The sequence below is a fragment of the Aeromonas sp. 600724 genome (genome assembly GCF_049175135.1).
GTDB classification, from domain to species: Bacteria; Pseudomonadota; Gammaproteobacteria; order Enterobacterales; family Aeromonadaceae; genus Aeromonas; species Aeromonas veronii_A.
This window is the reverse complement of record NZ_JAAKUM010000005.1, coordinates 189777-213127: the sequence shown is the minus strand read 5'-3', so window position 1 is coordinate 213127 and position 23351 is coordinate 189777. Positions and strand designations below refer to the sequence as shown.

22 protein-coding genes are annotated in these 23351 nt (G+C 60.7%); 9 read left to right on the top strand and 13 right to left on the bottom strand.

The window, feature by feature from the left end; all coding sequences use genetic code 11:
- Positions 1-25 precede the first annotated feature (25 nt).
- The 4 genes from accC to acs all read right to left on the bottom strand — a co-directional run bounded on the left by accC (position 26) and on the right by acs (position 4558).
- Positions 26-1366: an acetyl-CoA carboxylase biotin carboxylase subunit gene (accC, locus tag G5168_RS06965; RefSeq protein WP_216951972.1), complete on the bottom strand. Its 1341-nt coding sequence runs from the start codon at positions 1364-1366 to the stop codon at positions 26-28.
- A gap of 15 nt (positions 1367-1381) precedes the next feature.
- Entirely contained in the window at positions 1382-1837 is a 456-nt protein-coding gene (gene accB / locus G5168_RS06960; protein ID WP_216979391.1) for an acetyl-CoA carboxylase biotin carboxyl carrier protein, read from the bottom strand.
- A 36-nt stretch (positions 1838-1873) separates the two neighbouring features.
- Positions 1874-2323, bottom strand: a complete 450-nt coding sequence (gene aroQ, locus G5168_RS06955; RefSeq protein ID WP_139743401.1) for a type II 3-dehydroquinate dehydratase — start codon at positions 2321-2323, stop codon at positions 1874-1876.
- A 288-nt stretch (positions 2324-2611) separates the two neighbouring features.
- On the bottom strand, positions 2612-4558 hold the full coding sequence (gene acs, locus G5168_RS06950; RefSeq protein ID WP_421172938.1) for an acetate--CoA ligase: 1947 nt from the start codon (positions 4556-4558) through the stop codon (positions 2612-2614).
- A 169-nt stretch (positions 4559-4727) separates the two neighbouring features.
- Here acs and G5168_RS06945 point away from each other — a divergent pair, with 169 nt between their 5' ends.
- Complete coding sequence (locus G5168_RS06945) at positions 4728-5006, top strand: hypothetical protein (RefSeq protein WP_266134183.1); 279 nt, start codon at positions 4728-4730, stop codon at positions 5004-5006.
- A gap of 277 nt (positions 5007-5283) precedes the next feature.
- On the top strand, positions 5284-5517 hold the full coding sequence (locus G5168_RS06940) for a hypothetical protein (RefSeq protein ID WP_216951968.1): 234 nt from the start codon (positions 5284-5286) through the stop codon (positions 5515-5517).
- Here the strand turns inward: G5168_RS06940 and G5168_RS06935 are convergent.
- The 6 genes from G5168_RS06935 to torC all read right to left on the bottom strand — a co-directional run bounded on the left by G5168_RS06935 (position 5507) and on the right by torC (position 12260).
- Entirely contained in the window at positions 5507-6130 is a 624-nt protein-coding gene (locus tag G5168_RS06935; RefSeq protein WP_421172939.1) for a hypothetical protein, read from the bottom strand. The two genes, G5168_RS06940 and G5168_RS06935, sit on opposite strands and share 11 nt — an antisense overlap.
- Entirely contained in the window at positions 6120-7259 is a 1140-nt protein-coding gene (locus G5168_RS06930; RefSeq protein WP_421252030.1) for a hypothetical protein, read from the bottom strand. The genes G5168_RS06935 and G5168_RS06930 overlap by 11 nt, the downstream gene beginning before the upstream one ends.
- 170 nt (positions 7260-7429) lie before the next feature.
- Entirely contained in the window at positions 7430-7798 is a 369-nt protein-coding gene (locus G5168_RS06925; RefSeq protein WP_227341296.1) for a hypothetical protein, read from the bottom strand.
- A 7-nt stretch (positions 7799-7805) separates the two neighbouring features.
- A complete protein-coding gene (gene torD, locus G5168_RS06920) occupies positions 7806-8474 on the bottom strand; it encodes a molecular chaperone TorD (RefSeq protein ID WP_201905699.1) in 669 nt (222 codons plus the stop codon).
- Between the two features lie 99 nt (positions 8475-8573).
- Positions 8574-11066, bottom strand: coding sequence for a trimethylamine-N-oxide reductase TorA (gene torA, locus G5168_RS06915; protein WP_421252029.1), 2493 nt, complete (start codon positions 11064-11066; stop codon positions 8574-8576).
- Between the two features lie 27 nt (positions 11067-11093).
- Entirely contained in the window at positions 11094-12260 is a 1167-nt protein-coding gene (torC, locus tag G5168_RS06910; RefSeq protein ID WP_421252028.1) for a pentaheme c-type cytochrome TorC, read from the bottom strand.
- A 145-nt stretch (positions 12261-12405) separates the two neighbouring features.
- Here torC and torR point away from each other — a divergent pair, with 145 nt between their 5' ends.
- Positions 12406-13119, top strand: coding sequence for a two-component system response regulator TorR (torR, locus tag G5168_RS06905; protein WP_042080622.1), 714 nt, complete (start codon positions 12406-12408; stop codon positions 13117-13119).
- Positions 13120-13155: 36 nt separating this feature from the next.
- Here torR and G5168_RS06900 read toward each other — a convergent pair whose 3' ends face one another.
- Together G5168_RS06900 and torT are read right to left on the bottom strand one after the other, a co-directional pair.
- Entirely contained in the window at positions 13156-13560 is a 405-nt protein-coding gene (locus G5168_RS06900; RefSeq protein ID WP_421252027.1) for a GFA family protein, read from the bottom strand.
- A 37-nt stretch (positions 13561-13597) separates the two neighbouring features.
- Positions 13598-14644 carry a TMAO reductase system periplasmic protein TorT gene (gene torT, locus G5168_RS06895; protein ID WP_421252026.1) on the bottom strand — a complete coding sequence of 349 codons (1047 nt, stop codon included), beginning with the start codon at positions 14642-14644 and terminating at the stop codon, positions 13598-13600.
- Between the two features lie 70 nt (positions 14645-14714).
- Here torT and torS point away from each other — a divergent pair, with 70 nt between their 5' ends.
- Entirely contained in the window at positions 14715-17540 is a 2826-nt protein-coding gene (torS, locus tag G5168_RS06890; protein ID WP_421252025.1) for a TMAO reductase system sensor histidine kinase/response regulator TorS, read from the top strand.
- A gap of 50 nt (positions 17541-17590) precedes the next feature.
- Here torS and G5168_RS06885 read toward each other — a convergent pair whose 3' ends face one another.
- On the bottom strand, positions 17591-17875 hold the full coding sequence (locus G5168_RS06885) for a hypothetical protein (protein WP_100646668.1): 285 nt from the start codon (positions 17873-17875) through the stop codon (positions 17591-17593).
- Between the two features lie 324 nt (positions 17876-18199).
- Between G5168_RS06885 and glyA the strand changes: the two genes are divergently transcribed.
- The 5 genes from glyA to ribBA all read left to right on the top strand — a co-directional run bounded on the left by glyA (position 18200) and on the right by ribBA (position 23236).
- Positions 18200-19453: a serine hydroxymethyltransferase gene (gene glyA / locus G5168_RS06880; RefSeq protein WP_421252024.1), complete on the top strand. Its 1254-nt coding sequence runs from the start codon at positions 18200-18202 to the stop codon at positions 19451-19453.
- Between the two features lie 150 nt (positions 19454-19603).
- On the top strand, positions 19604-20053 hold the full coding sequence (gene nrdR, locus G5168_RS06875) for a transcriptional regulator NrdR (RefSeq protein WP_005338880.1): 450 nt from the start codon (positions 19604-19606) through the stop codon (positions 20051-20053).
- A gap of 105 nt (positions 20054-20158) precedes the next feature.
- Entirely contained in the window at positions 20159-21268 is a 1110-nt protein-coding gene (ribD, locus tag G5168_RS06870) for a bifunctional diaminohydroxyphosphoribosylaminopyrimidine deaminase/5-amino-6-(5-phosphoribosylamino)uracil reductase RibD (protein ID WP_421244661.1), read from the top strand.
- Positions 21269-21323: 55 nt separating this feature from the next.
- Positions 21324-21977, top strand: coding sequence for a riboflavin synthase (locus G5168_RS06865; RefSeq protein ID WP_043823065.1), 654 nt, complete (start codon positions 21324-21326; stop codon positions 21975-21977).
- A gap of 149 nt (positions 21978-22126) precedes the next feature.
- The gene (gene ribBA, locus G5168_RS06860) at positions 22127-23236 is read left to right on the top strand and encodes a bifunctional 3,4-dihydroxy-2-butanone-4-phosphate synthase/GTP cyclohydrolase II (protein WP_005343511.1); all 1110 of its coding nucleotides are present in this window, start codon (positions 22127-22129) and stop codon (positions 23234-23236) included.
- The last annotated feature ends 115 nt before the right edge of the window (positions 23237-23351 follow it).

The window sequence follows — 23351 nt, the reverse complement described above, 5'->3', positions numbered from 1 at the left end:
GTCATCGGGTCTCTATCAGCGATCCTTACAGACCTAACTTCTTGTGCAGGTAGTGGATATTGGTGCCACCGTGCTGGAAGTTTTCGTCTTTCATGATCTCTTTTTGCAGCGGTACGTTGGTCTTGATCCCTTCCACTACCAGCTCGTCCAGCGCATGGCGCATGCGGGCGATGGCAATGTCACGATTCTCGCCGTAGCAGATCAGCTTGCCGATCATCGAATCATAGTGGGGCGGTACCTTGTAACCGGCATAGATGTGGGAGTCCCAACGCACGCCCAGACCACCCGGCGCGTGGAAGCGCTGCACCAGACCCGGAGAGGGCATGAAGGTGGCCGGATCTTCCGCGTTGATCCGGCACTCGATGGCATGACCACGGATGCGGATATCCTGCTGGGTGATCGACAGGGGTTGACCGGCGGCGATGCGCAGCTGCTCCTTGATCAGATCGATACCGGTGACCATCTCGGTGACCGGATGCTCAACCTGGATACGGGTGTTCATTTCGATGAAATAGAACTCGCCGTTCTCGTACAGGAACTCGAAAGTACCCGCACCGCGGTAGCCGATCTCGATACAGGCGCGCACACAGCGCTCGCCGATGAACTTGCGCATTTCGGCGGTGATGCCGGGTGCCGGCGCCTCTTCCACCACCTTCTGGTGGCGACGCTGCATGGAGCAGTCGCGCTCGCCCAGATAGAGGGCGTTGCCCTGGCCGTCTGCCAACACCTGAATTTCGATGTGGCGCGGGTTTTCCAGGTACTTCTCCATGTAGACCATGTCGTTCTTGAAGAACTGGCCTGCTTCGGATTTGGTTAGGGCAATGGCGGAGGCTAGCTCGGCCTCGCTGCGTACCACGCGCATGCCACGACCACCGCCGCCACCGGCAGCCTTGATGATCACCGGATAGCCGATGCGCTTGGCAATAGCGGCATTGCGCTTGGTGTCGTTGTCCACCGGACCGTCAGAGCCCGGTACACACGGTACGCCTGCCTTCTTCATCGCTTCGATGGCGGAGACTTTGTCACCCATCAGGCGGATGGTCTCGGCGCGCGGGCCGATGAAGATGAAGCCGGATTTTTCGACCACTTCGGCAAAATCGGCGTTCTCGGAGAGGAAGCCGTAACCCGGGTGGATGGCCACGGCACCGGTCACCTCGGCGGCGGCGATGATAGCCGGAACGTTGAGGTAGGAGTCGGTACTGGCTGGTTTGCCGATACAGATGGATTCGTCGGCCAGCAGCACATGTTTGAGCTCCCGGTCGGCGGTGGAGTGAACGGCCACTGTCTTGATCCCGAGCTCTTTGCAGGCGCGCAGGATCCGCAGGGCAATTTCACCGCGGTTGGCGATGACTACTTTGTCCAACATGGGTGGCGATTTCCCTTATTCGATGATGAACAGCGGCTCGTCAAATTCGACGGCCTGACCATTTTCAACCAGGATCGCTTTGATCACACCGGCCTTGTCAGACTCGATTTGGTTCATCATTTTCATGGCTTCGACGATGCACAGGGTATCGCCGACATTGACTTGCTGACCCACTTCCACGAACGGCTTGGCTTCCGGGCTGGAGGAGCGGTAGAAGGAGCCAACCATGGGAGAGCGCATCAGGTGACCGCTCGGTGCGGCATCTGCGGCCGGCGCAGCGGAAACCGGGGCGGCGGCTGGAGCGGCAACCGGAGCGGCTGCTTGCTGCATGATCATCTGCGGTGCGGCAGTGACCTGGCCTGCGAAGTTGCGGCTGATGCGAACGGACTCTTCACCTTCGGAGATCTCCAGTTCGGCGATGCCGGACTCTTCAACCAGTTCAATCAGCTTCTTGATTTTGCGGATATCCATTAGCATTCTCTTTCTTCTTTATCTGATCAGTGATTATCAAGCCGCGTGCAGATGGCGCACGGCCGCGGTTAAAGCGAATTGATAGCCATCGGCCCCCAGACCACAAATGACCCCTTTGGCGACATCAGACAGATAGGAGTGATGACGAAACGGCTCCCTGGCATGAACGTTTGACAGGTGAACCTCGATAAAGGGTATGGCGACACCCAGCAGCGCATCGCGGATGGCGACGCTGGTGTGGGTGAAGGCGGCCGGATTGATGATGATGAAATCCACCTGACCCATGGCCTGATGGATGCGGCTGACCAACTCATGTTCGGCGTTGGATTGCAGATGTTCCAGAGTGACACCGAGTTCGCTGGCGTTGAGCTTCAGATCGGCGACGATCTCATCGAGCGTCTTGCTGCCGTAGATACCCGGTTCCCGTTTGCCCAGCAGATTCAGGTTTGGACCGTTGAGCAGGAGAATTCGGCGATGTTGCGACATATTGAGTGCATCCTCGATGATCATGCTGCTATCTGTCAGCTATCTTGTGGACTACCTGAAATCTAGCCATTTTCTGCGCAAATCGGTGTGCCCTGGCACACAGATTTCGCAATTATATTGATTTCGTGAAAATTAGCAGCATTTTACTGGTCTAATCTCTACATCTGGCTATTTATTGAGCGTCACCTCCCTGTGCACCCAGTTTCAGCCGCTCAGGCCGTTTGTACCGCTGTAGAAACAGCAAAGCCGGCACAGGGCCGGCTTTGTCGAGCAACAAACGAAGCGGGATCAGGCTGCTTCCGACTTCTCGCGGATGAGTTTGTCTACTACGCCCGGATCCGCCAAGGTGGAGATATCCCCCAGGCTGTCGGTCTCGCCGGTGGCGATCTTGCGCAGAATTCGCCGCATGATCTTGCCGGAACGGGTCTTCGGCAGCCCCTCCGCCCAGTGAATGACATCTGGCGTGGCGATGGCACCGATCTCCTTGCGCACCCACTCCTTCACCTCTTTGTGCAGCTCACGGCTCGGCTCTTCCCCGGCGATCAGGGTGACATAGGCATAGATGCCCTGACCCTTGATCTCGTGAGGAACCCCCACCACCGCGGCTTCGGCGATCTTGGGATGGGCCACCAGCGCCGATTCAATTTCGGCGGTACCCATGCGGTGGCCGGAGACGTTCAGTACATCATCCACCCGTCCGGTGATCCAGTAGTAGCCATCGGCATCGCGACGGGCACCGTCGCCAGTGAAGTAGCGGCCGGGGAAGGTGGAGAAGTAGGTCTGCTCGAACCGCTCGTGATCGCCGAATACGGTGCGCATCTGACCCGGCCAGGAGTCGGTGATCACCAGATTGCCCTCGGTGGCCCCCTCCAGCGGTTCGCCCATGTTGTCGACCAGCGCAGGTTGCACCCCGAAGAAGGGTTTGGTGGCTGAGCCCGGTTTCAGGTCGGTGACGCCGGGCAGCGGCGTAATCAGGATGCCGCCGGTTTCGGTCTGCCACCAGGTATCGACAATGGGGCAGCGCTCATCGCCAATGGTGCGGTAGTACCACTCCCAGGCTTCCGGGTTGATCGGTTCACCCACCGAGCCCATGATGCGCAGGCTCTGGCGCGAGGTGCCGGTGACAGCTTCGTTGCCCTTGGCCATCAGGGCGCGGATGGCAGTGGGGGCGGTATAGAGGATGGTGACCTGGTGCTTGTCCACCACCTGACTCATGCGGTTGGTGGCCGGGTAGTTGGGCACCCCTTCGAACATGATGGTGGTGGCGCCGTTGGCGAGCGGCCCGTAGACCAGATAGGAGTGACCAGTGACCCAGCCCACATCGGCGGTACACCAGTAGATGTCCTCTTCGTGGTAGTCGAACACATATTTGAAGGTGAGGGTGGCATAGACCAGATAGCCGCCGGTGGTGTGCAGCACCCCCTTGGGTTTGCCGGTGGAGCCGGAGGTATAGAGGATAAAGAGCGGATCTTCGGCGTTCATCGCCTCGGGCGGGCAGTCGCTGCTGACGGTGGCGGTCGCTTCATGCCACCAGATGTCGCGGTGGTTGTGCCAGGCGACATTGCCGCCGGTGCGCTTGAGCACGATCACCTTGTTAACCTGGGTATCCGGGTTGGTGAGCGCTTCATCCACGTTTTTCTTGAGTGGCACCGGACGGCCACCGCGCAGTCCCTCGTCGGCGGTGATCACGATGCGCGAGCCCGAGTCGATGATGCGACCGGCCAGTGCTTCCGGCGAGAAGCCGCCAAAGACGATGCTGTGCACCGCGCCGATGCGGGTACAGGCCAGCATGGCGATGGCGGCTTCGGGCACCATGGGCATATAGAGGCAGACCACGTCGCCGCGATGAACCCCCTGAGCTTTCAAGACGTTGGCAAACTTGCACACTTCGCTGTGCAGCTCGCGGTAGGTGAGTTTGCGATCTTCGGCGGGGTTGTCCCCTTCCCAGATGATGGCGACCTTGTCACCCCGTTCGGCGAGATGGCGATCGAGGCAGTTGGCGGAGACGTTGAGCTGGCCATCTTCAAACCACTTGATGTAGACATGGCCCGGATCGTAGGAGGTGTTTTTTACCTTGGTGTAGGGCTTTATCCAGTCGAGGATTTTGCCCTGTTCACCCCAGAAGGTATCGGGATCCTCGACGGAGGCCTGGTACATGGCGGCGTAGTCGCCCTTGTCGAGCAGGGCGCTGTTGCTGATATGGGGTTTGACCGGATAGACCTTGCTCTCGCTCATCACTCACTCCTTTGAATACATACTTTTAATAATTAAGTAACAACTTATACCTTTGGCTGATGGGGGCAATTAGACTTTTGGATAGACAGCAACATTTGGTTACAGGGTAATGGGTGACACTCAGGTGGTGAGTGGGTAAAAAGGAGGACTTTGATGGATGGAGGTAGTTATGTTCTCTCTATTGCTCTGTGCATCCCTCTGGCAGTTTGATGTGCCTGTTCTGGCAGACAAGCCCCCCAAAGAGTTTGTGATTACGCATCAGGAGCCGTCACAGACAGTGCGGGATCGGGTTGCCGATGAGCTTGGCAACGCATGGCAGGCAAAAAAACCGGGGGCCAAATTTTCCCTCAGTGAGCCTGGATCCCGTTATTCGGGCGACTCCCCGCTCACACGCATGCTCAATGAGCGGGATGATGGTGGTGTTCCCACCCTGACGTTTGGCAGATAGTCATATCTATCGCCAGGGGATTTTCCCCTGCGGCACCAATGACATCATCATCCTTTGATGAACGCAGTCGACCTGACGTTGCGTACCAATAGATAATCCCTTCTTCCCCTGTTAAGGGCTTGTGGGCACAGATGTTCAGCCTGAGTTGCAAGCCCTTGCTACCGTGGTCCTTTTGACATCCCGAGAGAGCGTTATGTCGCTAACAGAGGATGTTTATCATGCGCGATCAGAGCGTTAGTGCTTGAGCTGTGCGGCTTGCTGGCAAAGAGGGCTGACGATGATTGACTCTGTTGTAATGGAATTTGGCAACATGGTTGGCATGTTGCCATTTGGTCAGGAAACCTGGAGTGCGCAGCAACAGGATATCCCCCTGATTGCAGGAAGCAGTTGCATTGTAGAGCCTAATGATGCGATGGGTTTGACTGTCTGTGCGTTTTCATTTGGCTGGACCCAAGATAGGTGGGCGCTGGTAAACGTGGAAGTTGCCTGTGGTGTGAGTGTTACCAGCTGAAGCGATAGCTCAGGGTCAGGTTCACGACTGGTTGCCAATCGCAACCCTGGATGAGCCACTGCTTGGCACCCGCTTCTGCGTCGAGTTGCCACTTTTGCCAAGCCCAGCTGTGCTCCAGGGTTAGCCCCCAGTCTCGCCAACCTTCATGAGCATCATAAGCAGCCATGTGGGCCTGACTGCCCCGGGTCAGCCAGAGGTTGAGGGAGAGCCCGGCCGGCAGCGGCAGGCTGTGCTCCATGTACCAGAGCTGGCCATAACGGCCAGTGAGGTCGACGAGCTGGGACAACGTCAATTGATGGTCATCATCCAGCTGCCATCCCAGGCGCCACATAGCACTGAAACGGGTACTATCAACCACTGGCATGGATCCAACTCCCAAGGCGATAAAACTCTTTTCATAGAGAGGTAGTGCCAGCCCGGCACTGCTTCCGTTAGTGAAAAGGAGCCCAACCTGGGTCTCCCGTTCATAACCCCACCAGAGTTGGCTGTGCTGGGTTGCGTTACTACTGGCCTGGTTACTATCCAGTTGCCAGCTGCTGCCCAGTAACAACTCCTTTGCTTGCAATGGTAGCGTCACCAGTATTAGCAGCGACAGCCAATACTTATTTGCCATATAGCCGCGCCCAGTCCCGATCCTGATGCATTCCCATCAGATGACAGATGATGCCGGAGCGCTGGAAAGCATAAATAAGCAGTATGCTGGCGGTGCAGAGCAACATGATAAGGCCAAAACTGTTGGGCAGTATGGTGCCCTGACGGGCGGTCCACCACAGTAGCAAGGGGCCCCATAGGTGCACGAAGATGCTCTTGTGGAAGATGAAGACGGTCAGCGAGTACATGCCGATCCAGTTGAGTGGTCGCCAGCAGAGACGGATATTGTGTTGGTGTAGCCAGAGCACGGTACCGATCACCAGAAACTCCATACCCCAGATCCCGGCTCGGCCGATCATGTCCAGCGCCAGTTCGTGTTCGTTGGCGTAGATGTCGTTGAGCTCGACCGTGCTTGTCTCGCCGAACATGAGATAGATGGCCAGCGCCACCAGCGACAGCGTCAGTACCAGACGGTTGAGGCGATCTCGCCATTGTGGGCGCTGATGCCAGCACCAGCCATAGAGAAAGCCGAAACAGCCACTGGCCATGAAGAGGTCGAGACGGGCATCCAGCTCATAGTCGGGGTGAACGTGCAGCTTCATCCAGCTGTCGATATGGCCGAGCAGATCCTGTACGCCGAATTGATCCAGTAGCAGGCTTAGAAGGGTCAGCAGGAGCATGCCGCGGATGCCGAACCTGGCATACACCATGGAGAAGAGCGCCAGCAGGCACATCCAGAGCATGACCGGGTAGAACGAGATGGCCTCGCCGAAGTTGGGGGCGATGACCAACCCTTCGACATAGAGCATCAGTATGATGCTGGCAAACAGGGCCAGCTTGCTGCCCAGCTGCGGCTTGAAGCTGGCCTGATCGCGGCGGCTCAGGTTGAATGCGGCCAAGGCCAGGTAGATCTGGCTGACCCAGGGGATTAACCAGGCTGATGCGTGTGCTGTCAGCTGATCCATGGGGAGCAGGTGTCCCGCCATTGCCTTGTGTGATACATAGAAGCTGTCCCACAAGGCATGTTCCCGATTGAAGAAATCGATGTACCAGTAGTTGAGGTAACCGGTGTAGTGCTCGAAGACGGCCATGAAGATGACAAGCCCGCGCAACAGATCGAGGCCTGTGATGCGCGCATCCTGTGGAGGCATATGATTGCTCCTGTGTAGTGTGGCGAAAGGAGCGGCACTATATCGGCTTTTGTAAAACTGAACGGGAGCTGAATGTAAGCAAATATTACGGGGAGCTGTACCGATGTGCTTGTAATGACTGGGAAGTGCCTGACCTGGCTGTCATGATTTGCAATATTGTTGGCTATTTTTTAGCCTTTCTCTCGGCCAAATGCCTGAATACCGCGCACAAATACCAGCCAGCCGAGCAGGTGGAACGGGAGGGCGAGTAGGTAGAGCAGCAGGAAGTGCGACTCGCTGCCGCTGCTGTTGATGAAGTCGATCCAGGCGGCCAGCAGCGCCAGCATGCCGGCAATCTGGAAGCGGCGGCGCAACACCACCTCGACGCCGAGATTGGCAAGGTAGAGGGTGAGCAGGATGCCAGCAAAGCCGGTGAGCTGAGCGGTGCCGTAGAGCTCGCGATCCGGGTTGAACAGCAGCGCGATCAGCGGAGTAATGCCCTGATCCAGCGGGATCAGGGCCAGCAGCCAGCATGCAATCAGAAGCAGGGCTGTCTTCATCGCGGCCTCAGTCGGCGGACGGTGCCGGTTTGACCAGAGAGAGGTAGTTGGCATCCATCTTGAGGAAGACCCCCAGCAGACGGGCACTGGCGCCGTAGAAGCCAAACCGGTCGGCGGCGCGACAGGCGCTTTCGAACTTGTCAAACCAGCCCAGCAGATGACCGTGCAGCAGCGCTTCCTGCTCGTCGAGCCAGCGTTCCCGCTCGGCCGCGCTCTTGGCTTCCGCCCCACGGATGATGAGATTGCCCATCAGATCCAGCTCGATTGCCAGATGGTCGGCAGGCTCTTTGTATTTATCGCTGACATTGATACCGAGGCGATCGAGGCGGGCCTGCATCTCGGCCATCGGGGCCTGCATCAGCAGCTTGGCCTCGCCGCGGTAGAGCGATTCGTAGGGCAGGGCGCCCTGTTTGGGATCCACCAGAAACAGGCCGGCGAAGTCGGCGGCCAGTTCCAGCTGGCGATCCGGGCGCACCAGCAGGCGGGCGATGGCATCGTTGAGCTCGGCCACGGCTTCGCGCATCGGATCCAGGGTGGAGAGGCTTTTCAGGAAGCTTCGCACGTCATAGGTGTCATATTCGGCGATCTGCTCATCACTGAGTTCGGCGGCGAACAGGGTGGAGAACCACCAGTAGAGTTCGGCCCGGCGTTCGCTGGTAGCCATAAATTCCTGCATTTTTCCTCCGTGGATGGCAATCGGGAGCCTTGATGGCTCCCGATTCTAACGACTTTAAAAATAAAGGAAACTCAAGGGGGCGCTTTCGTCCCCCCGGGGTCAGAGTGCCGGGAACATGGGGTCGATGCCCTTGGCCGATTCCGGCGCGCCGAAGGCAGTGACGGCAGGTGCCTGCCCGCGGAACTTCTCGATCTCCACCAGCGCGGTATGGGCCGTGGTGGCCTGCGCCAGGCTGGAGGAGCCGATGTCGGCGGTCAGCACGTTGGGATCGCCGTAGGTACAGATCGTACCCACCTTGCCGCCCTCTTGCGGGCCATACCAGGCACCTTCCTGTATCCGGACTACGCCAGGGGCGTAATCATCGCTCACCACCAGACCAGCCAATACCTGACCGCGACCGTTGAACACCCGCACCAGATCGCCGTCCTTGAGGCCGCGGGATTTGGCATCCTGCGGATTCATATAGACAGGTTCGCGACCCTGCACCGTGTAGGTGGCTCGGTAGTTGTCGGACGAGCAGAGCTGGCTGTGCAGCCGCTTGTCCGGGTGGCAGGATTGCAGGTGCAGCGGGTACTGTTTGCTGCCCGGTCCGCCGTGGGAGCGCTCGTAGGGCTCGATCCAGACCGGATGGCCCGGGCAATCCCCATAGCCGTAGTCGGCGATGGTCTTGGAGTAGATCTCGATAAGGCCAGACGGGGTACCGAGGGGTTCCAGATCCGGCTCCTGACGGAACGACTCGTGGCGCACCCAGGGCTGGCCCGCCGGGAAGGTGACGAAGCCCTCGCCGTGCCAGAACTGGCTGAAACGGGGCAGACGAATGCCGATGCCGCGGCCCTGCAGGCGGGCGTCGTCATAGATGCTCTGGATCCACTCCAGCTTGCTCTTGCCGCCGGTGAACTCGGCCTCGCGACCGAAGCGACGGCAGAGATCGGCGAAGATGTCGTAGTCATCGCGCGCCTCGAACAGCGGCTCTACCACCTTGTACATGGCCAGAATGCCCGCGTTGGAGTGGGAGCCCCACTGCTCGATGTCATCGCGCTCATAGGTGGTGGTGGCGGGCAGCACGATATCGGCGAAGCGGCAGCTGGCGGTCCACTGGTGATCGATGCTGACCACGGTTTCCAGCTTGCGCCAGGCCGCGACCATCTTGTTGCGATCCTGCTGGTGGTGGAACGGGTTGTTGCCGCAGAACACCGCCATCTTCATGTGGGGGTAGGTGATGGTCTGGCCGTTGAAGGCGATCTGCTTGCCCGGATTGAGGATGCAGTCGACGAAACGGGCTACCGGAATGTACTTGGAGTAGCCCTTCCAGTCGCCGTCATGGAGCGGCTTGACCCCGGGAATTACCGAGCTGAAACCGGACATGATGGGGCCGCTGGAGGTGATGGTGCCCGCTCCGTTGTAGTGCCAGCCAAAGCCGTAACCGCCCCCCGGCAGGCCGATCTGGCCAATCATCGAGGCCAGTACCACCAGCATCCAGGCGTACTGCTCGCCGTGGTGCATGCGTTGCACACACCAGCCGCCGATAAGCTGGGTACGACCACTGCTCATGGCGCGGGCCAGCTCGCGGATGGTCTCGGCTGGTACGCCACAGATGGCGGCGGCCCACTCGGCATCCTTCACCTGACCATCGCTGGTGCCCAGCAGGTAGGGCAGGAACTTGTCAAAGCCGGTGGTGTAGTTCTTCAGGAACGCCTCGTCGTGGCGCTTCTCGCTGTAGAGGGTGTGGGCGATGCCCAGCATCAGCGGTACGTCGGTCTGCGGATTCAGGGTCACCTGATCGCAATTGAGGTACTTCTGGGTCTTGGATTTGACCGGATCGACACTGATCACCCGGATCTCGCCTTTGGCCACCTTCTCTTTCAACTGCGCCCAGTAGTCGTAGACGCTGTGATCCGGCACCAGCCAGCCCACCTGCAGGTTCTTGATGGGATCGGAGCCCCAGATAACGATGGTCTTGCTGTGTTCCAGCACCAGCGGCCAGGAGGTCTGCTGCTCGTATACCTCCATGGCGCCCGCCACGTGGGGCAGGATCACCTGGGCGGCACCGGTGGAGTAGTCACCAGCCTTGGCCAGATAGGTGCCGTGCAGGTTCATGGCGCGCCCCAGCATGGCACCAGCGGAATGCAGTTTGCCCACCGACTGCCAGCCGGAGTGGCCGGCATAGAGGGCGCTCGGGCCATAGATCTTCTGCACCCGCTCCAGCTCGTGATAGAAGAAGTCCAGCGCCTGGGACCAGGTCACCCGCACGAAGCGGTTCTGGCCACGTTCGCTGGTGTCGGACTGGTGCCCCTTGCGCAGCCAGTCCAGCCGCACCATGGGGTAGCGGATGCGGGAGGGGTTGTAGACCACCTCACTCAAGGCCTTGAGCATGTCGGTGGGGTGCTTGTCATGCTCGAACGGCTGGGTCTCGACCCAGCGCCCATCGACCACCCGGGCACGGAAGGCGCCCCAGTGGGAGCCGGACTGCACCAGCTTGTCGCCAGACTCGGCGGCCATCACGGCGCGACCGAGCAGGGAGGGGCCGATCAGGGCAGAGGCACCGCTGGCCAGCAAGCCACCCAGAAAACCACGACGGGAAATATTGATCATCTTGTTATTCCTCTTTCGAATCCGGACTTAGTGGCTGCCCTGACCACCGGTATCGGCGGCATGGTTTTGCAGGTATTTGAGCAGGGTGCGCTCCTCTTCCTTGCTCAGGCGATAGTAGGCAGACATCGCCTTGAGCCCCGAGATCCAGCCGTTGGCAGTGAAGTGAGCGGGATCCGGCGCGCCGTGGCAGGAGTTGCAGGTGGATTTGTACATCTCGCCGGCGTAATCCCAGATCGGCTTGAGCGAGGACTCAAAGCCCTTGCCATCGACCCAGGCCTGCACCTGAACCTGCTCCCACTTGATATGAGTGGCGCTGTCGGTCTCCTGTTTGAGCACTTTCTCGCTCGCTTTCAGTTCGTCACGGATGGTGGCGACGAAGACCCGCTTGCCCATGTATTCGCTCAGCACCCGGCCCTTGCCGTCGCTCTCGCGCCACCCTTCGATGGTCACCTTGAGGCGATCGCCGCTGCGGTCTACGACATCGATGCGGGAGGCAGGCAGCAGTTTGCCGACCGGGTCGGTGCTCTGTTCGCTGGCGTAGAGATCTTTTTCACCCAGGTTGTAGAGGGTCTCGGCGGCTGGCGCCTCTTGCGCGTCGTTGACCAGGGTGGCGTAAGTGGCCCGGAAGCCCCCCGCCATGTTGGGCAGTTCGTGGGCGATGCCCTTGTGGCACTCGATGCAGTTCATGTTCTTCGCCGCCGCATCTTTCATCGCCTGCGCTGCCGCCGGGGACTGCTTGGCGTGATCCATGTTGTCGTAGCTGTGGCAGGACTTGCAGGTCTTGGAGTTCTGGCTGCTCATCCGTGCCCACACCTTCTCGGCCAGATGCAGGCGCCGGTCCTCGAACTTCTCCTGGGTGTCGATGCTGTGGCCTATGTACTCCTGATAGAGGTCGTTGGCCGCCTCCATCTTGCGGGCCACCTTGCCGACAAAGTCCTTCGGCTGGTGACAGTCGGTACAGACCGCCTGTACCCCGGAGGCATTCTTGAAGTGGATGGACTCCTTGTACTCCGGATAGACGGTGTCTTTCATGGAGTGGCAGGAGATACAGAATTCGAGGCTGCTGGTTTTCTCAAAGCCGTAGTGCAGGCCGACGGTGCCCGCGAGGGTGACGCCGACGCCCACCAGAAGCAGCGCCAGTACCGACCAGCGACGGCTGGGGGTGCGCAGGAAGTGCCACAGTTTTTTCATCATGCTCTCTCACATCACTTTTTTGATGGGAGCCATGATAGGGATGCGTTGTGAACAGGGCTGCCGCCACAAATTAATGAAATAGGGGTATTTATGACAAAATGTGAATAGAATAATCCTCCCTTGTCGACCATCGTGAACCCTGCCCATGAGCTACCACATTCTGGTTGTTGAAGATGATGCGGTTACCCGCGAGAAGCTGACCGGCTATTTCGAGCGGGAGGGCTATCGGGTGACGGCGGTCGAAAACGGCCAGGAGATGCGCGCCGTGCTGGCGGAACAAACAGTCGATCTGGTGATGCTGGATATCAACCTGCCGGGGGAAGATGGTCTGCTGCTGACCCGTGAACTGCGGGCGCGCAGCACGGTGGGGATCATTCTGGTCACCGGCCGCAGCGATGCGGTGGACCGGATTGTCGGCCTCGAGATGGGGGCCGACGACTATGTCACCAAGCCGTTCGAGCTCAGGGAACTGCTGGTGCGGGTCAAGAATCTGCTGTGGCGGATCTCGCTGGCGGCCGCCGCGCCGAGCGAGCCTGCGGTGGCTGACGATGCGGTGCGCTTTGGCCCCTGGCGTTTTGACATCCCCCGTCGCCAGCTCAGCAAGGACGGAGTGCCGGTGCGCCTGACCAAGGCCGAATATGAAGTGCTGGTGGCCTTTGTCGCCCATGCCGGGCGGGTGCTCAGTCGGGAGCGGATCCTGACCCTTATCAGCCATCGCGGCGATGGCCCGAGCGATCGCACCATAGATGTGTTGATCCGGCGGCTGCGTGGCAAGATGGAAGCGGATCCGCGGGATCCCCAGCTGTTTGTCACCGTCCATGGTGAAGGCTATCTGTTTGCCGGCGAGATAGCCTCCTGACTCCGTTGCGGTGGCCCTGGCCTGTTTGACCGGGTATCAGACCGGCGGGCGGGTATCAAATTGCGGGCAGTCGTCGCCAATCTGGTGCCAGGGCGCCTTGGAGCCGACGAAGATGTGAAATGCGGGTCGCTGGCTCGGCACATCGTCCAGTACCCGCAACCGCAGATTGATCTTGCCGCTGCTGCTCTTCTGGCTGAACAGGCTGGAGCCGCAGTGACGACAGAATGCCAGGGTGGTCTCTGCCGATTTCCGGTAGCGGCCGATGGCCTCTTCCCCCTTCACTATGGTGACCTTGTTGCCATCCAGTCCGCCGACCGAGGCGTAATCTCCCCCTGAAAACTTGCGGCATTCGCTGCAGTGGCAGTTACCCATGTAGTCGAACTGATCCGGCAGGGTCAGGGCGACGGCGCCGCACAGGCAGCTGGCATGTAACTCTTTCATCTCTTCTCCTTGAGTGTGCTGATCGGATTTGGAACGGCTATTCGACCCGATAGACGGGACGAAAAGCGCCATCCGAGAGGGAATCGGCGGGGTCGGCCAGCGGCGCAGACAGCGTCAGAATGGGTGGCCCCATCACCCGAGGGCACTGCTCGGCATTGGCATCAGGGTGTTGCAGCAGGCAGACCGCCTGAGCGACCGCAAGGCGCCCCTGCAGCCGCATCTGATCGCTGTTGGCGGCCAGGATCTTGCCCCGGCGCAGGCCCCGCTGTACCCCGTGGCTGAAGTAGGTGCTCAGCACCTGAGGCCTGTCGAGATGGCGCTGTGACAGTTCGTTGACGGCCACTTCAGCTGCGATGGCGCCCCCCACCAGATAGTCGAGGCCGGGATAGCGGGCCAGCGTCTGCTGCACCAGCGTGCGCTGGATTTCCCGGCTGTTGTCGCCGCGCTCGGTGGTGACCAGCTTGATGGCGCTCCCCTTGATGGCATCGGCAAAGCCCGGCTCTACGAAGTTGTTGCCGCCGCTCGCCTGCGGGCCGGGGAAGAGGGCAACCGAGACCGGTTTGCTACCGGCGGGGTGGCGCTGCGCCAGCCAGTGGCCGATTTGCCAGCCCATCTGGTACCAGGAGACCCCCACCTTGGCCTGCACCAGACCGCTGGGCAGATCGTTGACCAACCCAAAGAGCGGCAGCGGTGTGACCTTGATGGCCTCGCGCAAGCCCTGATAGCTCACCGCGCCGAGCAAGATGGCGTCGCTCCCTTCCTGCACGCAGCGCAGCAACTGCTGGCGCTGCTCGGCGAGGGCGCCATAGCCCCCCGCTTCGTGGATCTGCAACTTGACTCCCAGCCGCTTCGCTTCGTCTACCATGCCCTGATTGACCGAAAGCCAGTAGGCGTCGCGCAGATGGGGGTAGAGGGCACAGAGGGTCAGCGATTTGGTTGCCGCAGCGGGTTCCGGCCACTGCTGGCGCAGCGGCTGGCCGCTGAATTCGCCGCCGGGCCAGATATCGACCGTAAAGGCGAGGGCGGCGCGGGGAAGCATTAGCAACCAGATCAGCAACAACGGGGAGAGATAGACGCTTCGCATGGTCAGGGGTTTTGTTAAAGTGTTGGGCCATATTATCCGGTCAAAGCCGACCACAACCAAGGGACTTCCCGTGAGAATCTTTTCCGGCCTGGGTGGCAAGTTGCTGCTGGCCTTCTCCTTGATGGCATTACTCACACTGAGTGCTTCCCTGCTGGGTTGGGTGGGGCTTAGCCATCTGCGCCAGCTGGAGCAAGGGGTGCAGCAGACTCTGGCCGATCAGGAGCTGGCGCGCACGCTCTCTCGCCTCAGCGGCGAGATCCAGAGCGCGTCACGGCTGCTGGCCACCGCAACCAGCGAGCAGGAGCGGGAGCATCAGGGACGCTTGCTCACCCTGCAGGGGCAACAACTGCAACAGGTGCTGGCGCAACTTGGCCGTGGGCAGGGTTCAACAAGCCTCGATCAGCTCAGTCAGAGCATCATCGGCAATCTGGGCCAGCAGGGCTGGCTGGTGGGGGAGCGGTTGACCCTGATGGCGCAGGGTGAAGCGCAGCGGGCCCGTCTGGTGGCGGCAGCCGGGCAGATCGCCGAGCTGGCGAGAAGCCAGATGGAGAATGCCGAAACCGTGATGGTGGCGGGGTTGGGTTCCCTCTACCAACAGCAAGGTGCGCAGGCGGCCCGGACGCTGGACCGCCTGCTGGAGCAGGATCTCGACTGGCTGGAGCAGATGACCGAGCTGCGTCATCGCACCCTGATGCAGCAGCAGCGTATCGAGGAGATGTGGCGCAGCGAACGGCAGGAACAGTTGCAAACGCTATTGCAAGAGGGGCAGCGGGAGCTGGCCATCTTGCAACTGCGGGCCGGGGCAGTGACCGATCCGGCCCGCAGGCAGGCGGTGGAGCAGGCGCTGACCGTGCTGGCGCAGAGCGACAAGCTGGTGCAACTGCGCAGCGACTGGCTCGGCAAGGGGGAGGCGCTGCGGGTGCTGGCCAATGCCAACGAAGCCCTGATGAGCAGCCTCAACCAGCAGGTCGGAGAGCTGGTTAGCCTTGCCCGCGATTCGTTGGGGCAGAGCCAGCAGGCGCTAAGCCAGCGCCTCAGGCTGCTGGAGCAGGCGTTGATGGCCATTGGCCTGCTCACCCTGCTACTGCTGATGCTGTTGATGTGGCGCATGGTCTATGGCCGGATCGTCTGGCCGCTGCAACGGGCGGTGGCGGGGATGAGCCGGTTGGCGCGCGGGGATCTGGCTCCCCTTGAGCCGATCGCCAGCACCGGGCGCGATGAGCTGGCGGAGCTGGGGCGGGCCCTGCAGGTGTTTCGTGACAATGCGGTTGAGCTGGGCCGTTATCAGCGCGAGCTGGAGTCGCGGGTCGAGGAGCGCACCGGCCAGCTCAGCCACGCCAACGAGCGGCTCAATGAGGAGGTGGAGAAGCAGCGGCAGGCCCGCGCCGAGGCAGAACAGGCCAACCGCGCCAAGTCGGTGTTTCTCGCCACCATGAGCCACGAGATCCGCACCCCCATGAACGGCATTCTCGGGGGCCTGACGCTGCTGGAAGATACCCATCTCAGCGAGACCCAGCAGCGCTATCTGGCCGCCATCGAGCACAGTGGCGAATCCCTGCTGGAGATCCTCAACGACATTCTCGACTACTCCAAGATAGAAGCGGGCCATGTGGAGGCGCGCCGCGAGCCCTTCCCCCTGTTCCAGCTGGTGGATGAGCTCAGCGCGTTGTTTCGGCCAAAGGCAGCGGCCAAGGGGGTCACCCTGGCGCTGGAATATGCGCCCGGGCTGGCGCCTGTGGTCGAGGGGGATCTGGGCAAGCTGCGCCAGGTGCTCGGCAACTTGCTCGGCAATGCGGTCAAGTTTACCGCCCGTGGCCAGATTACCCTGACGGTGGCGCCTCTTGCCTGCCAAGGCCCTTGCGCCGAGCCCTGCATCCGGTTTGTGGTGCGCGATACCGGCCCCGGCATTCCGGCCGATGAGCAGGCGGCGGTGTTCGAGGCGTTTCGCCAGCGCAAGCGCGATATAGGCCATCAGGGCGGCACCGGGCTGGGGTTGGCGATCAGTCGCAAGCTGGTGGCCGCCATGGGGGGCGAGCTTATCCTTGCCAGCGAACCGGGCAAGGGGTGTGAATTCAGCTTCAGTCTGCCGTTGCAACGCTCGAGTGCCCAGCTGCCTGCCGAGGCGCAACCGCTGCACCTTGGCCAGTCCCGTGACATCCTGCTGGTGGAGGATAACGAGATCAACCGGTTGGTGGCGCACGGCATGCTGACCCGCCTCGGCCATCGCGTCACCCTGGCGGAGGATGGTCGCAGCGCGCTGGCGCTGGTGACCGAGCGCCCCTTCGAGCTGGCGCTGCTCGATATCAATCTGCCCGATATGGACGGTATGACCCTGCGCGAGGATCTGGCAGCCATCAGCGAGGAGATGCATGAGCGGCCGCTGCCCGCCATCGCCATCTCGGCCCAGATGTATCCGGAGGATATCCGCCACTGCCTTGCCGCCGGGTTTGTCGATTTTGTCGGCAAGCCGGTGCGGCTGGCGGTGCTGGCGAACGCCATCGATCAGCTGTTTCGGCAAGAGGGCGCCGCTATTGAGCCGCGGGTGCAATTATCAGCAGCCGCGCCCCCAACTAACCAGCCTGAGTGGGCCAATCCGGTGCTGGACGCCGATCTGCCCCTGCTCGGCATGGCGCGGATCCGCCAGCTGGTCGCGCTGTTTGAGTCGCAAGGGCGGGTGTTGGTGGATAAGTTGGCTCAGGGTGAGGGGAAAGAGCAACGTCAGCTGGCGCACAAGCTCAAGGGGAGTGCGCTGGCGCTGGGGTTGACCGAATTTGCCAGCCACTGTGCGGCTCTTGAGGTGGGAGGCGGGGAGCCTGCGACAATCGGGGCGCAATTTGACGCGGCGGTGAGCGGGTTGCAGCAGTGGCTGACGGCCAACAGGGATGCGCAGTTCTGATCCCTGCTGGCGATGCACAACGTTTAGGGAGGGGGCCAGCCCCTGCGCTGTTATTCGATCTCCCGAAACAGCACCTGCTTGCACTTGGCACAGACCCATTCCCGGCGAAAATCGGTCAGGTGCACCATTCCTACCTCCAGCAACTCGTGGTGGCCGCAGTGATAACAGAAGATGATATCGCCATCGACTGATTCAGGGTGGGCCGCCAGATATTCGGCTTTGGTGGGGAGTTGCTCCCACGAGGTGGTGGGGAGATGTTTGCGTTGGCTGGTGTAGTAGACCCAGTAGAACAGAAAAAAGACAGCCAGGATCACGAATGTCAGCAGATGGTCCATCTTGAACTCCTCCGGTTAGGTGCAGCCCCTCGGATGCATGGCTGCAATCAGCTCCATCATCATTAAATTTGTTTCGAATGAATATGTTACAGGATGGATAAAGAGGGCGTTGTGATCCCCTTCGGGTTTTGCCCGCCCGCAGCGGGATGAAAAATGAGTCGTTTGGCGGAGCGGCCAGGGTATTGAACGGGGAGGGAATCTTGCTTTTTACAACATAAATTCAACATTTTTTTAGGTGGTTGGACTGTCTCTTTGATCCAGCTCACGTTACAATGCCCGCGCCCACTTCACCTAACGCGCAAACGATTTTCAGGAGAGAAACGGATGTTGAAACGTGACATGACCATCGCCAATTATGATCCGCAATTGTGGCAGGCCATCACAGACGAAACCCGTCGTCAGGAAGAGCATATCGAGCTGATTGCGTCTGAGAACTACACCAGCCCCCGTGTCATGGAAGCCCAGGGCTCCCAGCTGACCAACAAGTACGCCGAAGGTTACCCCTCCAAGCGTTACTACGGTGGTTGCGAGTATGTGGATGTGGTCGAAACCCTGGCTATCGAGCGCGCCAAAGAGCTGTTCGGTGCCACTTACGCCAACGTGCAGCCGCACTCCGGCTCTCAGGCCAACAGCGCCGTTTACATGGCTCTGCTGCAGCCGGGCGACACCGTACTGGGCATGAACCTGGCCCACGGCGGTCACCTGACCCACGGCTCTCCGGTCAACTTCTCCGGCAAGCTTTACAACATCGTGCCTTACGGTATCGATGAGTCCGGCAAGATCGACTACGACGACATGGAACGTCAGGCTGTCGAGCACAAGCCGAAGATGATGATCGGTGGCTTCTCTGCCTACTCCGGCATCGTTGACTGGGCCCGCATGCGCGAAATCGCCGACAAGGTCGGTGCCTACCTGTTCGTCGACATGGCTCACGTGGCTGGTCTGATTGCCGCTGGCGTCTACCCGAACCCGGTTCCCCACGCTCACGTGGTCACCTCTACCACTCACAAGACCCTGGCAGGTCCGCGCGGTGGTCTGATCCTCTCCGCCGCTGACGACGAAGAGCTCTACAAGAAGCTCAACTCTGCCGTCTTCCCGGGTGGTCAGGGCGGCCCGCTGATGCACGTCATCGCCGGTAAAGCTGTTGCCTTCAAAGAGGCGCTGGAGCCGGAGTTCAAGACCTATCAGGCTCAGGTCGTGAAAAACGCCAAGGCGATGGCTGCCACCTTTATCGAGCGCGGTTACAAGATCGTCTCCGGCGGTACCGACAACCACCTGATGCTGGTTGATCTGATCGGCCGCGAGCTGACCGGTAAGGATGCTGACGCTGCGCTGGGCAAAGCCAACATCACCGTCAACAAGAACTCCGTGCCCAACGACCCGCGTTCCCCGTTCGTCACCTCCGGTGTGCGGATCGGTACCCCGGCCATCACCCGCCGTGGTTTCAAGGAAGCCGAGTCCATCGAGCTGACCCACTGGATCTGCGACGTACTGGACAACCACGACAACGATGCCGTGCTGGCCATCGTGCGCGAGAAGGTGCTGGATATCTGCCGCCGCTTCCCGGTTTATGGCTGATAAGCCAGACCGTTCGGTTTGAGACCAATGCCACCTGCGGGTGGCATTGTTTTTTCTGGCTTTTACCGGTTTTGGATGGCCGTGCTACACTGGCCGACCTAGATCCTGGCCCGCCGGGCCGGTCCCTGTTCCATTAACGCCGGAGGTCCGATGCATTGCCCATTCTGTAGTGCGGTTGATACCAAGGTGATCGATTCCCGCTTGGTGGCAGAAGGCCATCAGGTGCGCCGCCGTCGTGAGTGTCTGCTCTGTCACGAGCGTTTTACCACCTTCGAGATGGCCGAACTGGTGATGCCCCGCGTCATCAAGTCCAACGGTTCCCGCGAGCCGTTCAACGAAGACAAGCTGCGCGCCGGCATCCTGCGGGCGCTGGAGAAGCGGCCGGTGAGCATGGAGGCCATCGAAAAGGCGGTCAACCATATCAAATCCCGCCTGCGTGCCACCGGCGAGCGTGAAGTCGCCTCCGAGCTGGTAGGCAATCTGGTGATGGATGAGCTCAAGAGTCTGGACAAGGTGGCCTATATCCGCTTTGCCTCCGTCTATCGCAGCTTCGAAGATATTCGCGAGTTCGGCGAAGAGATTGCCAAGCTGGAAAAATAAATCGTCCCTGAAGCAGGCTCGATTCACGAAGTGTCATCGGATGCGGTAACGAAGCCAGTTACCTGATGCGATACGGCTTGGATGTTGTTGAAAACAGGAGCCCGAATGTTTAGTCAAGATGATTACCAATGGATGAGTCGGGCCCTCGAACTGGCCCGCCGCGGCCGCTACACCACGGCCCCCAACCCCTGCGTCGGTGCCGTGCTGGTCAAAGATGGTGTGGTGGTTGGCGAAGGGTGGCATCAGAAGGCGGGCGAGCCCCATGCCGAGGTTTACGCCCTGCGCGCCGCCGGTGACAACGCCCGTGGCGCTACCGCCTATGTAACCCTCGAACCCTGCTCCCATCACGGTCGTACTCCCCCCTGCGCCGAGGCGCTGATCAATGCTGGCGTAGCCCGGGTGGTGGCGGCCATGGTCGATCCCAATCCCCAGGTGGGTGGGCGTGGCCTGCGTATGCTCTCCGAAGCGGGCATCAAGACCGATTTCGGCCTGCTGGCGAGTGAAGCGGAAGCACTCAACCCGGGCTTTTTCAAGCGGATGCGTACCGCCTTCCCGCGAGTGACCGTCAAGTTGGGAGCCAGCCTCGATGGCCGCACCGCCATGGCGAGCGGTGAGAGCCAGTGGATCACCTCCCCGGATGCGCGCCGCGATGTGCAACGACTGCGGGCCCGTCACGATGCGGTGCTCTCCAGCGCTGAAACCGTGCTGGCCGATGGTGCCTCCCTGACCGTGCGCTGGGACGAGCTGCCCCCCTCGGTGAAGGCGAGCTATCCCAAGGAGACCCTGCGCCAGCCGCTGCGGGTCATCGTCGATTCGCAAAACCGGCTTACCCCAGATCTGCCGTTATTCCAGAGCGAGAGCCCGGTGCTGCTGGCCCGCCACAAGGCAGCTGGCGAGTGGCCTTCGTGGGTGCAGCAGCTGGAGCTGCCGCTGCTGGATGGCAAGCTGGATCTGGTCAGCCTGTTCATGCTGCTGGCCAAGCAGAACGTCAACTCGGTTCTGGTCGAGGCGGGCCCGCGGCTCTGCGGCGCTCTGCTGGAAAAAGGGCTGGTGGATGAGCTGGTGCTCTATCAGGCGCCCAAACTGATGGGCGACGAGGGGCGCGGCCTGTTCCATCTGCCCGGCCTGACCCGGCTGTTCCAGGCGCCCAAGCTCGCCATCAAGGATGTGCGCATGGTGGGGCCGGATATTCGCATTACCGCCAAAATAGCCTGATCTTTCAATGTTCAAGGGGGCATCTGTTGCCCCCGTCATCAGCAAGGTGATCTGCATGTTTACCGGAATTATCGAAGCGGTGGGTACCCTGGCCGAACTGCGTCGTCAGGGGGAGGACATGGCCCTCACCGTGCACGCCCCGGGTCTGGATTTTAGCGACGTCAAACTGGGCGACTCCATCGCTACCAACGGCGTCTGCCTCACCGTGGTGGCGCTGGGCGACAAGAGCTATACCGCCGATGTGTCGCTGGAAACTCTCTCCCGTACCGGCTTTGCCGCCGCCAGAGTGGGCGATCGGGTCAACCTCGAGAAGGCGCTGATGCCCACCTCCCGTCTCGGCGGCCATCTGGTCTCCGGCCATGTGGACGGGGTAGGGGAAGTGAAAAGCGTCTCCAGCAGCGGCCGCGCCATCGAGTACTGGATCAAGGCGCCGGGGGAACTCTCCCGCTATATCGCCGAGAAGGGCTCCATTGCGGTGGATGGCATCAGCCTCACGGTCAACGCGGTGCAGGGCGACCTGTTTCGCCTGACGATCGTGCCCCACACTGCGCAGGAGACCACCATCGCCAGCTGGAAGCCGGGTCACAAGGTCAACCTCGAGGTCGATCAGATCGCCCGCTATCTGGAGCGACTGATGATGGGGAAAAGTCAGGAGAGCAGCGCCTCGACCCTGACTATGGAGACCCTGGCCAAGGCCGGTTTTCTCTGACGGTGTGCGCTGAATCTGGCCACCAAAACGATTTTCTGTGATCCCGCTCTGATTGAAATGGGGCCGCTAGCCCCAATCTAGAGCAACATACACTCGCATTTGCGTTGAGCCTGCGGGCTCAACCCCCAAGCACACTGATGGAGTAGCCCATGGCGCTGAGCACAACCCAGGAAATCATTGCCGATATCAAGGCTGGCAAGATGGTGATCCTGATGGATGACGAAGACAGGGAGAACGAAGGGGACCTCATCATGGCCGCTTCCTGCGTCCGTCCGGAGGATATCAACTTCATGGCCCGCTACGGCCGTGGCCTCATCTGCCTGACCCTGACCCGGGATCGCTGCAAGCAATTGGCGCTGCCGCTGATGGTGGATCGCAACAATGCCCAGTTCTCCACCGCCTTCACCGTCTCCATCGAGGCGGCCGAAGGGGTGACCACAGGTATCTCAGCCGCCGATCGCGCGGTGACCGTGCAGGCGGCTGTGGCGGCCAATGCCAAGGCGGCTGATCTGGTGCAGCCGGGCCACATCTTCCCGCTGATGGCGCAGGATGGCGGCGTGCTGACCCGTGCCGGTCACACCGAAGCGGGCTGCGATCTGGCTCGTCTAGCCGGTTTCGAGCCTGCCGCCGTCATCGTCGAGATCCTCAACGAAGATGGCACCATGGCGCGCCGTCCTGACCTGGAGATCTTTGCCGAGGAGCACGGCATCAAGCTCGGCACCATCGCCGACCTTATCGAGTACCGCAACCAGCACGAGACCACGGTCGAGAAGGTGGCCGAGTGCAAGCTGCCCACCGAGTTTGGCGAGTTCGACCTCATCACCTTCCGTGACACCATCGACAATCAGGTTCACTTCGCCCTGAAAAAGGGTGAGGTACAGGCTGACCAGCCGACTCTGGTGCGCGTCCATCTGCACGATGTGCTGAGCGATCTGCTGCTGACCGACCGCCATGCTGCCCGCAGCTGGCCGCTGCCCAAATCCATGGCCCGCATTGCTGACGAGGGCGGCGTGCTGGTGATTTTGGGGGCGGAATCCCATGGCGCCGAGCTGCTGGCTAGGGTCAAGGGTTTTGAAGCCGCCGACAAGGGGTTGGCACCGGAAGGAGCCAAGTGGCAGGGCACCTCGCGCCGGGTGGGTGTCGGTTCCCAGATCCTCAAGGCGCTCGGCGTGAGCAAGATGCGCCTGTTGAGCTCGCCGAAGAAGTACCATGCCCTCGGTGGTTTCGGTCTGGAAGTGGTTGAGTACGTCGGCGAGTAAAGCTCCACCAGAGAAGTACCATCCCCTTCCGGGTGGTTTCGGTTTGGAAGTGGTTGAGTACGTTGGCGAGTAACGTTCTACCAGAGAAGTACCATCCCCTTCCGGGCGGTTTCGG

Bases quoted from the DNA above. Each gene is read 5' to 3' on its own strand.
- acs (WP_421172938.1), bottom strand. From the start codon at position 4,558: ATGAGCGAGAGCAAGGTCTATCCGGTCAAACCCCATATCAGCAACAGC.
- G5168_RS06900 (WP_421252027.1), bottom strand. From the start codon at position 13,560: ATGAAAGAGTTACATGCCAGCTGCCTGTGCGGCGCCGTCGCCCTGACC.
- G5168_RS06945 (WP_266134183.1), top strand. From the start codon at position 4,728: ATGTTCTCTCTATTGCTCTGTGCATCCCTCTGGCAGTTTGATGTGCCT.
- G5168_RS06865 (WP_043823065.1), top strand. From the start codon at position 21,324: ATGTTTACCGGAATTATCGAAGCGGTGGGTACCCTGGCCGAACTGCGT.
- nrdR (WP_005338880.1), top strand. From the start codon at position 19,604: ATGCATTGCCCATTCTGTAGTGCGGTTGATACCAAGGTGATCGATTCC.
- G5168_RS06925 (WP_227341296.1), bottom strand. From the start codon at position 7,798: ATGAAGACAGCCCTGCTTCTGATTGCATGCTGGCTGCTGGCCCTGATC.
- glyA (WP_421252024.1), top strand. From the start codon at position 18,200: ATGTTGAAACGTGACATGACCATCGCCAATTATGATCCGCAATTGTGG.
- torT (WP_421252026.1), bottom strand. From the start codon at position 14,644: ATGCGAAGCGTCTATCTCTCCCCGTTGTTGCTGATCTGGTTGCTAATG.
- G5168_RS06885 (WP_100646668.1), bottom strand. From the start codon at position 17,875: ATGGACCATCTGCTGACATTCGTGATCCTGGCTGTCTTTTTTCTGTTC.
- torR (WP_042080622.1), top strand. From the start codon at position 12,406: ATGAGCTACCACATTCTGGTTGTTGAAGATGATGCGGTTACCCGCGAG.
- ribBA (WP_005343511.1), top strand. From the start codon at position 22,127: ATGGCGCTGAGCACAACCCAGGAAATCATTGCCGATATCAAGGCTGGC.
- torD (WP_201905699.1), bottom strand. From the start codon at position 8,474: ATGCAGGAATTTATGGCTACCAGCGAACGCCGGGCCGAACTCTACTGG.
- G5168_RS06930 (WP_421252030.1), bottom strand. From the start codon at position 7,259: ATGCCTCCACAGGATGCGCGCATCACAGGCCTCGATCTGTTGCGCGGG.
- accB (WP_216979391.1), bottom strand. From the start codon at position 1,837: ATGGATATCCGCAAAATCAAGAAGCTGATTGAACTGGTTGAAGAGTCC.
- G5168_RS06940 (WP_216951968.1), top strand. From the start codon at position 5,284: ATGATTGACTCTGTTGTAATGGAATTTGGCAACATGGTTGGCATGTTG.
- accC (WP_216951972.1), bottom strand. From the start codon at position 1,366: ATGTTGGACAAAGTAGTCATCGCCAACCGCGGTGAAATTGCCCTGCGG.
- G5168_RS06935 (WP_421172939.1), bottom strand. From the start codon at position 6,130: ATGGCAAATAAGTATTGGCTGTCGCTGCTAATACTGGTGACGCTACCA.
- torA (WP_421252029.1), bottom strand. From the start codon at position 11,066: ATGATCAATATTTCCCGTCGTGGTTTTCTGGGTGGCTTGCTGGCCAGC.
- ribD (WP_421244661.1), top strand. From the start codon at position 20,159: ATGTTTAGTCAAGATGATTACCAATGGATGAGTCGGGCCCTCGAACTG.
- torC (WP_421252028.1), bottom strand. From the start codon at position 12,260: ATGATGAAAAAACTGTGGCACTTCCTGCGCACCCCCAGCCGTCGCTGG.
- aroQ (WP_139743401.1), bottom strand. From the start codon at position 2,323: ATGTCGCAACATCGCCGAATTCTCCTGCTCAACGGTCCAAACCTGAAT.